General features: G+C 37.8%; 10 protein-coding genes. 1 reads left to right on the plus strand and 9 read right to left on the minus strand.

Going from position 1 to position 12916, the window contains the following annotated elements:
- Window positions 1–2: 2 nt before the first annotated feature.
- From JKP34_RS07850 to JKP34_RS07890, 9 genes are all read right to left on the minus strand, one after another.
- Window positions 3–2405, minus strand: coding sequence for a TonB-dependent receptor (locus JKP34_RS07850; protein ID WP_201919525.1), 2403 nt, complete (start codon window positions 2403–2405; stop codon window positions 3–5).
- Window positions 2406–2503: 98 nt separating this feature from the next.
- Window positions 2504–3040 carry a hypothetical protein gene (locus tag JKP34_RS07855; protein ID WP_201919527.1) on the minus strand — a complete coding sequence of 179 codons (537 nt, stop codon included), beginning with the start codon at window positions 3038–3040 and terminating at the stop codon, window positions 2504–2506.
- Between the two features lie 312 nt (window positions 3041–3352).
- On the minus strand, window positions 3353–3658 hold the full coding sequence (locus tag JKP34_RS07860) for a type II toxin-antitoxin system RelE/ParE family toxin (RefSeq protein ID WP_201919529.1): 306 nt from the start codon (window positions 3656–3658) through the stop codon (window positions 3353–3355).
- Window positions 3646–3837: a hypothetical protein gene (locus tag JKP34_RS07865; protein WP_201919531.1), complete on the minus strand. Its 192-nt coding sequence runs from the start codon at window positions 3835–3837 to the stop codon at window positions 3646–3648. Before JKP34_RS07865 ends, JKP34_RS07860 begins: the two co-directional genes overlap by 13 nt.
- Before the next feature lie 171 nt (window positions 3838–4008).
- Window positions 4009–5133, minus strand: a complete 1125-nt coding sequence (locus JKP34_RS07870; protein WP_201919533.1) for a toxin-antitoxin system YwqK family antitoxin — start codon at window positions 5131–5133, stop codon at window positions 4009–4011.
- 67 nt (window positions 5134–5200) lie between these two features.
- Window positions 5201–6022, minus strand: coding sequence for a hypothetical protein (locus tag JKP34_RS07875; RefSeq protein WP_201919535.1), 822 nt, complete (start codon window positions 6020–6022; stop codon window positions 5201–5203).
- Between the two features lie 183 nt (window positions 6023–6205).
- Entirely contained in the window at window positions 6206–7189 is a 984-nt protein-coding gene (locus tag JKP34_RS07880) for a polysaccharide deacetylase family protein (RefSeq protein WP_201919538.1), read from the minus strand.
- Window positions 7182–8393, minus strand: coding sequence for a glycosyltransferase family 4 protein (locus JKP34_RS07885; protein WP_201919540.1), 1212 nt, complete (start codon window positions 8391–8393; stop codon window positions 7182–7184). Before JKP34_RS07885 ends, JKP34_RS07880 begins: the two co-directional genes overlap by 8 nt.
- A gap of 21 nt (window positions 8394–8414) precedes the next feature.
- A complete protein-coding gene (locus JKP34_RS07890) occupies window positions 8415–10847 on the minus strand; it encodes a glycoside hydrolase family 31 protein (RefSeq protein ID WP_201919542.1) in 2433 nt (810 codons plus the stop codon).
- 236 nt (window positions 10848–11083) lie between these two features.
- Here JKP34_RS07890 and JKP34_RS07895 point away from each other — a divergent pair, with 236 nt between their 5' ends.
- Window positions 11084–12907: a glycosyltransferase gene (locus JKP34_RS07895; RefSeq protein ID WP_201919545.1), complete on the plus strand. Its 1824-nt coding sequence runs from the start codon at window positions 11084–11086 to the stop codon at window positions 12905–12907.
- Window positions 12908–12916: the final 9 nt, after the last annotated feature.

Raw genomic sequence — 12916 nt, forward strand, 5'->3', positions numbered from 1 at the left:
TCTTAAAATGTATATTTGAGGTTGATACCACCAAAGAAATTGATCTCATTAGGGGCAGGTATGTAGGCATCGGGCAACTGATTCACAAATACCATTTGGTAATATTGCGTACCAGTGATATTGTTCGCTCCTACATAAACATCCAGATTGAAATCACTCAGCTGCTTTCTGAAACCTAGCTTTGCATTTAGCAAGCTGTAAGCATCCGTTTCATTCAGGCCATCGGAAGTATAAGGCATGCTGCTCCTGTAGTTGTAATATACATTACCATAGAATCCGGGATTGGTTACTATGTCCACTCCCGCATTGAATACCATAGGGGGTACGCCTGCCACTGCTTTACCTGAATAATCCTCTACTACTGAGATCTGCTCATTGGCAGCGTTCTCTCCTACCTTCTCAAATTGATAATCTTGGTAGGTATAATCAGCATAAGTAAAGTTGGCAAAAGGCTGCAGAAGTTTTATAAAACCAGTTTCTGAGCTCATGAGCTGGTAGCTTAGGTAGGCTTCCAGTCCATTATTATTGAGTCGGCCACCATTCACCAGATAAGAATAAAGAGTAGCTGTATTCTCCGGATTCTGTACCGTAATAGTAGTGAATTTATCTTCAAAAGTAGTATGGTACACTGCTAAAGTATAGAACAAATGGTTTTTGAAGAAGCTGCCTTTGGTTCCTACTTCAATTTGGGTCCCTTTTTCAGGTGTTAATCCTGTATTCAATTGCCCGGTTGTAGATATAAGGATATTACCGGTCACAGGTGCTTTATATCCTGTTGAAAAGGAGGCATAGACTGAAGCAAAGGGATTGATTTTTTTATTAATCGCCAGGCTTGGAGAAAGCAGGTTATTGTAGCTGTTTTCATATACTTTCAACCTATCATTATCTGGGCTGTTATTATCCAATCCCCAAAGCCTGTCTTCCAGGCGAATCTTCATATTACTCACACCCACACCTGCTGTGATATTAAACTTCCATGGTAGACTTAATGTCCACTGAGTGAAGTATGAATAGGTAGAAGTGCTGGTAGCCTCGTTGCTTTTAATATTGGTAATAATATTGTAGCCATCCAGATTGGTACTATCAGCTCCCATGCGATAGCCCACGGTTTGTGCATTCATTTTCTGAGCCTCAATACCGGTAAGGCCTGAAAGAGATATATTGTTGGATAAGCTAAAGTTTTTCTCGAATACAGAGCGCAAACCATAATTCAAAGGTAGCTTATCGTTCCACCCACCGGCTGAACTGTTGTCCTTATTCTGACCCGAGCCGAAAAAGCTGGTAGTATTGGAAAAATGCTGATTGAACTCGTAGGTATGGCCAATGCCTGCACGGAAAGTGCGAATTGCAGAATGTGCATTATTCTTAATATAGCGTTGGTTGCCGGAATAATCCAATGCTGCATATTGCTCCTTTGTTAATTCACCATTTCGCTCATCATAACTATCAGAATAGCCGAAGTAAGTAGTGATACTTTGCTTATCATTCAAGTTAAAATCGCCCATAAGATTCACAAAGTCCTTTTGAGATTTGGTATGGACCATGAAGCCGTCAAACTTCTGATGACCATAGTTTACCAAGAGAGAGGAATTTTCCCCTCCTATGCTTAAACGAGTGGTAGTTCTTAGCAGACCGTAACTCCCTGTCATCACCTCCTGAGCTACAGATGTCTGGTTTTTAGGTGCCCGCTCAGTTTCCATATTCACTACACCTGCTATTGCCAGACCGTATAATGTTCCCGATGGGCCTTTGAGGATCTCGGTTTTATTCACCGAGCCGAAGTCGATATCATCCATTTGGGTAATGCCTTCTGCATCGGTAACAGGAATCCCATTCAGGTACATTTTCACCCCTTGTCCGTCAAAGTTATTGCTAACTCCTCTAAAACCCATACCACTGCCATAGCCTCTTATGTTTAGTTGCTGGCCACCAGACTGTGTTCTGCGTTGCATAGTAACACCCGGAACATTGGTATTGATGGCATCGTCAAGAAACAAGCCTGTACTTCTGTTCAAGGCCTTTTTATCCATCTTAACGATAGATATAGGCTGTTCCAACTGTGATTTATTTAGGTTGGAGGTAGCTGTTACCTCTACCGTTCCTAATTGCTGAGAACTTGCAGTCATGGCAATAACAAGCCGCTTATTTTGACTACAACTCAGCTTTTTCGAGACTGGTGTATAGCCTACATAACTTATTTCTAAGTACACTGAATCGCTACAAGCTATGGTAAATTCACCTTTTACATCGGTGGTGATTATTCTGGAGTTATTGACAGAGATATTAGCTCCTATGAGCGGGCTTTGGGTATTTTCGTCAATAAGTTTTCCTTTGATTTGATTATTCTGTGCAAAGCTCACCAATGCACATAACATGCCCATTACGAGCAATAAAGATCGTTTCATATGATTGTTTAATTCGATTTTTTAAGTAATTAATAAATAGACATACTTCTCCCTGCCCTATTTAAAAGGTGGATAAAAGCATGATAAAAAAATTGAAATTAAACAGTATCCGGTGGAGGCGTAAGATGCTCCGGAAATGGAGAAATGTAGAGATTTTCCTTATTCCTACAATAAGGAGCATGATACATGCTTTCAGTAGGAAATGCATTGTCTGCCTCATTGTTGAGGTAGACCAATTTTAAAACTTTGATTACTTTACTTAGCGGACTGTCAGGCGCCTGAGACTCCTGTTCCATTTTTCTTTTAATGAGCAGGTCTAGCTGAGCAAAGAGCTTTTGTTCTTCCTCATCATTGACACAGCGTAGGCGGATGGAATCACCCACTTGTTCGGCATGAACGATATCATACATGCGTGCTCCCTTTCTAAATTCAATATCAGGTCTTTGCCAATCAAGTTGCTCATATTCTGACTGCGAAAGGGTAAATTCATGCAATTCCTCTTCTGGAATACCCGCTTTGATCTGATGCTTGATTTCCCTTCTGATTCTATACTGCTGTACCTTAAAGACACACAGCACCCCACTTATGCTAAACATAAGCAGAAATAGAAACAATATGGAATATAGTCTTTTCAAATAGCAGGAACTTGAAATAATATTATTTTAAGACCTATAAAAATCAAACCTAGCAATTTAAACCATTTCCGGCAAGCTAAGCAATTACAAAGAGTTGATGTTAGAGGGTAGGGTAGGTCTGCCTGATTAAAGGAAAATTTGATTTGGTTGATTCATTAAATCTTGGGATGTCTCATCCTGGGCTGATGAAGCTTGCCCGAGGAGTAAGATAAATTGCCTGCCTTTGTCGGCAGACGGGTGGGACAACTGCAGAAAACTTAACTATGAAATGAGTAAGCAAATGGGTTTTATGGCATGTTACCTTTTCGGCTTTTAAATTCCTTTAAGCTTTTTAGGGTTTCTTGAAGTATGAAACACTCTTGAAATTACAGCTTTATCTTTTGTAGTACGATAAATGATTTTATAACTCCAAACTACTAGAAATCGATATTCAAATTTTTTATGAGATAACAGAGGTTCTATTGTTCCAATGTTCGGAGAGTTTTCCAGTAGTGCTGTTGTGGAAAGTATTTTATTTAAAACTGTTTCTGAATATGTGATACCTTGTTCATCACGAATGTATTTAATGGCTCTCTCTAATTGACCAAAAGCCTTCTTGGTCCAAATTACCTTAACCATTCTCTAGACAATGTTTGAACTTCCTTTTGAGATAGAATTTCTCCATTCTTTTCTTGTTCTTCAGACTCATCAATATCTGCAAGCAAAGAAAGTTGTTCATAAACATCCTCTAAAGTTGACTCAGGAGTCAATTTTTCAGCGATTTGGATAAGATATTTTTTTAAGGCGACTTTTTTCATCTTATGAAGTTAACAAACATGCTTATAAAATAAATCCATTGTTAAATTTTTATTCTGAGATTTCGCTGAAAGGTAACACTCAACTAAAATGAATATGCGCCCCAGTGGCTAGAAGCACTGAAACTTCCTGTTCGCATTATCCTTTCAGATAGCTCAGTGCGCATATTCCTTTTAGTGTTTGTTATCAGCTTTATTTATTAGGTCTATTTTAGTCCTGTCCTTTTTTAAAATGTAACTCGATGAAAGTTTTCCATCAGCCGACCATTCCCAATATTTAAAGACTTTCGTTGAATCATCAGGGTAATATTCCCATTCTTTTTCCTTCGATCCCGATTCATAGTATTCTGTCGTTCGGATAGATTGATAATTTTCTGAGTTTGAAATAGCAACATATCGTATAGCTCCAGATTCATAATAACTTGTTTTTATATACTGATTTGTTTTGCTATCAACTATTGCAACTTCTTTTAGTACCCCGTCATGGTTGAAGCTTGAATTTTTAATCATGTTTCCTGCATCATCAAATATTCTCTCATGCTGAACTTGACCATTGAAAAACCAGTAGTAATAGCATGTATCGACAGGGTGTCCATTAGAAAATTTTAAATTTCTTTCAACTCGGCCCTTTCGATCATACCAGATTGAATTTCCTTCTCTTTGACCATTTTCATAGTTTTCATTTATCATGATTCGTCCATTCGGATAATAAACGGTTTTTTGACCATTGGGAAGGCCATTCTCAAAAGATTGTTCTATTTCAATTGTTTCATTTGGGTAGTATGTTTTTTTAATCCCATTTGGAACCTTCTCAACCGTGACATTATGATTGTAAATTTCCCGTAAAAGTGTGAGTTCCCTTATGCCTCTTTCATATTGCCAGTCCTTTTCACCTGTTGCACTAGCATACATTTTAGAGAAAGTGCAATAGCCAGTTCTGAAATTGTCATTTTTATCCTGATATGCGAAAACCAGCCATTTTTCATGCTTATCTATTCCAATATCACACGATGTGATCGTTCCTCCAAGAGTAGAATTACCTCCATTAACTAGAATAGAATTTATCGTATCCCCCTTAAATAGCTCAAGAATTGCTAAGTCCGCCTGATAGAAGATCTCATGTTCATAGGCTTTTGAAATATCTGAAATGTAAATGGTATCTATTGAAGCAAGGGCTATGAATTGATATTTTTCTAAATCCTCTTTTGTTTGGAATTCTAAGGGACCGGAACACTCACAAGAGAAAGCTTTGATGGACCATGATAAAGTTAAAATAACAGCTATTACTAATTGTTTCATATCATTGCAGCTAACGTTGAGTGTAAAATGCGTTTTAATGCTTTTTTACACAATGTTGTAGATAGTTTTAATATTCTTTTTCTAAGTACAGCATTCGTTTACCATCTTTCCATATATAGTATTTGATGCCGTCTAGTGAAACTTCTTCTTCAATTATATTATCGGGAGTGCTTTCATCTAGGTTAACAGGGTTATCTCGGTCAAGAACGCAGAAACCATCATTTGAGACAAATAAGTATTCACCTATTTTATCTGGAAGTTCTTGATAATAAATAACTCTTTTAAGAACATAATATGAAGTGTTCCCATTTTCCTCTTTTATTCTAGTTAGTTCTTCTTTGATTTTCCTGTTTTGATTATAAAATGTAACAAAATGAATATTAGAAGAATCAGAATAATCAATGGTTTTATATAATGCCCCTCCTAGATTATTGTATTTCCATAAACCCACTTTTTTCTGATTTTTGAATTGGCCTTCAGCATGTTTAGCTTTAAGATATCCATCTGTGTGGTAAGCTTCAAATTCTTTGATACTAAAGTCAAAAGGCTCTTTTCTTTCAGCTTTATGAGTGGAATAATATTTTAAAAGCACAGTGGCTGTCATTCCATATTTGTAAAAATTCTCCTCAGAATCTCCTAGGATTTTGTTAAGAAGGTCAAGTTTAAGTTCGTTTTCGGAAAGTGAAGTCGAATAGAATAAACCTTCATTAATTTCAATATTATTTGAGTCTAGCTGGTGTAGTTCTTCAAAGTGAATCTTGGATTTTTCAAATTCCTCAGCAAAAAAGTATTTCCATCCATCTTTTACATTTTCCTTCGATAAGGATTGAGAATTTGATTGACAGCTAAACGTAAAAATGAAGAGTATCGAAATTAAAAGTGATTTCATTTGCTTGTTCTTAATTATCTACAACATCAGAATATAGTAACCAAAGTTGTTATATCCGGCTTATATTTTTTTGATAACCGATTGTAAGCGTTTGTTGTCGTTTAGCAGAGAAGCAATGTATCGGTTTGGGTTAAACATGTGATGAAACTACACATTTTCACTATATGAAGCAAAGCAGATTGATTACTTAAGCTTCAATCCAATAGCAGTTAATATATTCATGCTGTTAATAAATGATTGATAACCATTACTCTGCTCTGCTTTATGGATATGGATCAATTTCTCCGGCTGGCAAATCAACATGATAGCTTTCCAATCTTCTTCAGCTAATTGCTGATGTTGAGCATCTACCAAACGCTTGCATTCATTTAGCAAAGCTTTTTGAAGTGGATTCGCTAAATAATTTGAGATAGGATACTCCCATTCAGGTGAACTTAATGGCATACTGGCAGAATAAGTGCTGGGATGCTCTTCTTCATACATCATCTTTTTTAGGCTTTCCAAAGAAGAATGGCTGATATGGTTGTTATCGTAAGCACTACCATAGCCATTAGCCAAACTAAGAAAGGTGTTACTGTTGCTATCACCATTAGAGAGCAATATCCTCATAGGTTTATCGCCTATCGATTGGAAGGTTTCTGCAGCATGCGTGCCTGATAAATGCCAGCTGTTGGCAGTAGCTATGAGTGTTTCAAAATTAAAATCATGTAGATATTCCACCAATTTGTCATCGAACAGGCAAGCCGTATTGATGAATATTTTAGCTTCTTTTTCGAAATATTTTTGATAGGCCTGTTGGTGAAAACTAACTTCTTTCTTGAATAATTCAGGATGGCATAAATAACTGAATGAATGATACGCACAAGAGGCCACCAACTCTATCTGGCCATTTTCCACATACTTCTGCAGTGTATTAAGTCTGGAAAGACTTTCTTTTTCAAGCATTTCGAGAAAAGAGCCACTAAAATAAACCAAGGCTTCATTCTTTGCTTTTAGGAAGTTGATCAAAGCATCCAGCTTTTCGCCAATCTCAGCTTTAAAGGTTTGATGAAATCTTTTGTTATTGAACTCCTCTGGTACGAGTTCATTTCCTTCACTTACCTCAAGAAAAGAGATGTCTTTTAAAGCCAGTGTAAAGTGATAATGTAGTATTTGATAGTTATTCATTCTCCTCAACTAAAATTTTCAAGATGTCATCTCCCACATGTTTCCAGCTTCTACTCGAAGCTGCTTCTTTGTTTTTTTCTATGGCTTTCTTAACAAGCTTTGGATTGGCTAAAACTTTCTCCACTTCCTCTACATAATCAGCTATAGCATCACTTTTAGGAATAAAACAATTTTTCAATACCTCAATTGCTCCACTATGTTGGCTAATCACAATAGGTAAGTCGTTTAGAGCTGCTTCCATGGCTACTAAACCGAAAGGTTCTGAAATAGATGGAACCACCAGCGCCTTGCTTTCTCTCATAAGGGCATGGAGCGCACGTCTTTCCAATAAGCCCGTAAAACTGAAATTACCGGAAAGACCTTTTTCGTTAATCTTGCTCACTACTTCCTGAGCCAGCTCACCATCACCGGCAATTACAAACTTGAGGTCTTTATGTTCTATTAGTAACTGAGCAGCTATTTCAATAAATGCAAACACCCCTTTTTGCTGGCTTAAACGCCCAGCAAACAAAATAATGTTTTCCTCAAAAGGAGAAGAATAGTCAACAGCTTTTAATGGGTCAATTCCTAGAGAGACCACTTTGATCTTCTGTTTATCAATGCCATATACTTTATGTATAATATCAGCATGGTACTGGCTAACAGCAATTATGACATCTGCCGCTTGCATGCCTTCTTTTTCCAGTTGGTAAATCCATGAGGAGGACTTTTTACCTACTCTGTCATAATCCAAAGCATGTATGTGCAAAACAAATGGCTTGTTATATTTGGTTTTGAGCTGCATGGCGGCTCCTATAGATAACCAGTCGTGCGCATAAATCAAATCATAATTTAAGGTAGCCACTTCCTCCATTACTGATTTATTATATTGATTCAGTGCTTCCTGTATTTCTATGGAGAAATCAATTACTTCCTCTTGATTAGTAGTGTCTTTTGAAGCATGATAAAAATAGGGTGTTAGCAGCGATTCCACATTAATCTGAACTGCTGTGGCATCAACAGACTTGGCATCTAACAAGCGCTCTTCTATAGTAACAGAAATATGTTTTTCATCACTTGATTGACTCAATTCAGTAGCAGCCGAAGGTGATATAATGGTTAAATCAAGCTCCTGACTGAGTGCTTTGGCAATATTTTCTGTTGCTAGTCCTAAACCATAGTTTTGGATTTCTGACTTAGATGGACCGATCATTAAGATTTTCATTGGTTGATATTTAAGGTTTTCCTAATATTCTATTTTAATCTCACTAAAGAGCTTATCAGCCATGAATTTTATGTTATTATTTTCCTGCTGAAAATTGACAGATTCCCCATCTATGCTGATGTTTTGCGGAGCTTGTTTTAAAGCATGTAGACTTATTTCAAACTGTTTAAACGCTGACTGATAGTCGCCCTCAGTTGTTTGGATAATGAGGTGTTTGTTGTCGGCATGTTCTTGAGTGAAGGTTCTAATGGTGCTTAAGCCTCTTTCAAAATCCTTGGTATGTCCATCGTCTTCATAAAGGGTTGAGGTGGTTTTGTCATCACCGACATAAACATGCAGGCTTAGTGCTTCAGGTTCAAACTCATCGGTATATTGCATTTTTGGCTGCATACATATGATGCCTCCGGCTTTAACAAACAGAGGAATTTGATCGAGAGGTGCTTGAACTTTTATTTCTTGTTTACCTTCAATAAGCTCATCAGTCCAGTAATTAATCCATTTGCCTTCCGGTAAATACATCAGCCTGCTTACAGCTTCTTTTTCCGAAATTGGGCACACTAACAAATGCTCTCCAAAAAGAAATTCTTCCTCTCTGTTCAGGGTCTCTTTATCATATTGGTAAGCCATTGAAATAGAACGGATCATTGGGTCTCCGAACTCGGCATATTGCCAGTAGGTAGTATACAAATAAGGCATGAGTTCATACCTTAATTCAATAAACCTCCTGACGATGCTGAGGTATTTATCTTCAAATTGCCAAGGCTCCTTATCGCCATGGTCACCTGATGAATGTGTTCTGAAAAAAGGATGAAATGTTGCTAATTGAATCCAGCGTGTGTAAAGTTCTCCATCAGGTGAACCTATAAACCCACCAACATCCGATCCTGCAAAGGAAACGCCAGATGCCGCTAGCCTCTGGCACTGTACATTGGCAATTTTCAGATGTTCCCAGCTAGCCATATTATCGCCCGTCCAAACAGAGCTGAATCGTTGAATTCCTGCAAAAGCAGAACGCGTAATAGTAAAGCTTCTTTCATTGCCGTTGAATTTCTCAAGCCCTTCATAAGTAGCCCGAGCCATTTGCATGCCGTATACATTATGGCCTTTTCGGTGACTACATGGATGCCCTTCATAATGATGTCTTACATCTCTGGGGAAGGTGCCTTCTTCAAAAACAGCAGGCTCGTTCATGTCATTCCAAACCCCGGCTACGCCATCACCAACCAATCCACCAAACAAACCTGACCACCACTGCCTGGCTTCAGGATTGGTGAAGTCAGGGAAATGGCATGGTCCGGGCCAAACGCTTCCCTTGAATCTGGCGCCATCCATCCTGGTACAAAAGTAATTGTGGTATACACCTTGTTGGTAAACAGGGTAGTAAGGATCAATCTTAATCCCTGGATCTATGATGACAATAGTTTTGAAGCCTTGCTTTCGGAGGTCCGCTATCATCTTTTTAGGATCGGGAAAACGCTTATTATCCCATGTGAAGCATCGGTAACCATCCATGTAATCTATGTCAAGGTGGATAACATCACATGGTATTTTCTTTGAACGAAAGTTGTCAGCTAGTTCTCTTACTGTACTTTCAGGATAATAGCTCCATTTGCTTTGGTGATAACCCAAAGCCCATTTTGGAGGCATAGGTGAACGCCCTGTTAATTCAGTATACTCTTTTACAACATCCGTTAAATCCGGGCCATAGATGAAATAATAGCGCATTTCACCACCCTGTGCCCAGAAACTTAATGCTTCTTTTCGCTCTTTCCCAAAGTCAAAAAATGTTCTGAAGGAGTTGTCCAGAAAAATGCCATATCCTAATCCATCTTTTAAGCCTGTAAAAAATGGAATGTTTTTATAGACAGGATCAGTTTCATTTCCGTAGCCGTAGCAGTCGGTGCCCCATAATTCTCTTCTGGTTCCGTTCAGATTAAGTTTGCCGGTTTTATCACCCAGGCTGTAATATTTGTTTGCAGGGTCAGACTTGAGGGTGGTTATCACCACATCACCACCATACTTCTTTTCTTCCTTCCAATGGTAGCCTTTTTCATCTTCCATGATCACCTCATCCTTATCATTACATATTTTAATGGTAAGGTCTTTCTTAGCTATATAGCACTTGAGCAAGGCTGTTTTAATAAGAATGTGCTCCTGCTGATCTTCAAACTTATAGCGTGCATCACCCGTGTTGTATTCGGGATCAATGGCATAGGAGAAATCATCTTCAAAATAGCCATCATTTGCATACCTAAATTTTAGGATTCTTTGATCTATGATATTAAGCAGCAAAACTGAATTTTGAGCATAAACCTTCACTGACTGCTTTTTGAGCTTCCAGCTGATTAATTCACCAGGATAAAATTCTTGCTCCTTAGATTCTTTAAATTTTTCTATATAATTGCCTTCAAAATTCGCATCCTCTTGAACGCTGTCTTTTTGTTGTTCATCCATTATTGCACTCTTTAAAACAAGGCTTTGCATAACAAAACCTCACACAAATTAAGATACTTATTGTATATAATACACTAAGTATCAGATATATTTTAGTATAGGTATTAATATTTAACGATTTATTAAATACTGTTCAAATCATTTTTTAACTTAAACAGTAAATATTTGGATAGAGTAGGTTGGGGCAGGTGTAGTAGCCAAAGGCAATCGTTTTAAAATAGCTGAAAATTTAATCAATGGCGGATAATAATGCATTTAATACTGATGAGCATTTACTGGCGGAAATCGCCTGGGAGGTTTGCAATCAGGTCGGTGGAATTTATACAGTAATTCGATCGAAAGTCCCAACTATGGTAAATAAATGGGGAGAAAATTATGTATTACTGGGGCCATACGCTAAAAAGGAGGCTAATACTGATTTTGAGGAGTTTGATTTTGAGCATCCCATTTTAAAAGAAGCTGTAGAAAATTGTCGCAACAAGGGGCTTGATATTAAAAGTGGCCATTGGTTGGTATCCGGCAGGCCTAAAACATTATTATTCAATCATTTCTCTGTTTATCATGAGTTAGGTAATATCAAGTATTATTATTGGCAGAACCATACTATTGATTTTAACCAGCACGAACCTCTCTTAGATGAAGTACTTGCTTTCGGTTATATGGTACATCTATTTCTTTCCGAATTAACCAGAGTAGCCCTAAAGCATAAGGTAAAACCATTGGCTCATTTTCATGAATGGATGGCTGCATCAGCTTTACCAAATTTGCGGAGAGATCAGGTGCCGTTACAGACGGTATTTACCACACATGCTACACTGTTAGGCAGGTACCTCGCTATGAATGATCCTCGCTTTTATGATCATTTACCTTTTATGGATTGGTTGAAGGAAGCGCAATATTTTAACATTGAGGCTAATGTGAAACTTGAACGGGCTTGTGTTCATGGTGCACATGTTTTTACAACAGTCAGTGAAGTAACGGGCAAAGAATGCCTTCATCTGTTAGGAAGGAGTCCGGATTTGATACTTCCTAATGGACTAAATATTGAGCGATTTTCAGTGCTGCATGAAGTACAAAATCTCCATCATGAGTATAAGCAATTGTTGGAACAGTTTGTAATGGGACATTTCTTTCAGAGCTACTCTTTCGATCTTAACAAAACATTATACTTTTTTACTTCTGGTAGGTTTGAATATTCTAATAAAGGCTACGACCTCACTTTAGAAGCCTTGGCACGATTGAATCATCGGCTTAAGGAAATGAACTCACCACTTACGGTGGTTATGTTTTTTATTACCCGGCAGCCGGTACAATCCATCAATCCTGATGTGCTAAATGCACGTGCTATGCTCGATAAAATTCATACCAATAGTGAAGAAATTGTAGAGCAGATAAAACAGCGTTTGATCAGGCAGGCGGCAGCCAGCAAGGGTGATCATAAACTTCCAAACCTGAACGACATGGTGGATGATTACTGGAAGCTAAGGCATAGAAGAACTATTCAATCCTGGAAAACAGATCAATTACCACCAGTGGTAACGCATAATTTGGTTGACGACTCAAGTGATCAAATACTTAATTTCTTACGAACATCAAACCTGGTTAACAACAAAGAAGATAACGTTAAAATCGTATACCATCCGGATTTCATTTCTTCCACTAATCCTCTTTTTGGAATGGAATATGATGATTTTGTGCGAGCATGCCATCTGGGCGTATTCCCAAGTTATTATGAGCCATGGGGCTATACGCCCTTAGAATGTCTCGCAAGAGGGGTAGCTGCTATTACCTCTGATTTGTCGGGTTTTGGTGATTATATGAAAAATGTTGACATAGGTGATGAACAGCACGGCATGTTTATAGTTAAAAGAGCTAATAAGAGCTTTGATGAGTCCGCTGAGGAGCTTTGTAATACTATGTTGAAATTTATTCAGAATAGCAGTAGAGCGCGTATTGATATGCGGAATAAATCGGAGGATTTATCAGAATGCTTTGACTGGAAAAATTTATACAGTGCTTACGAAAAGAGCTACATCAAGGCGTCAGAAACACTTTTTTAATTCTAGATT

Source organism: Marivirga atlantica (assembly GCF_016734805.1).
GTDB lineage: Bacteria > Bacteroidota > Bacteroidia > Cytophagales > Cyclobacteriaceae > Marivirga > Marivirga atlantica.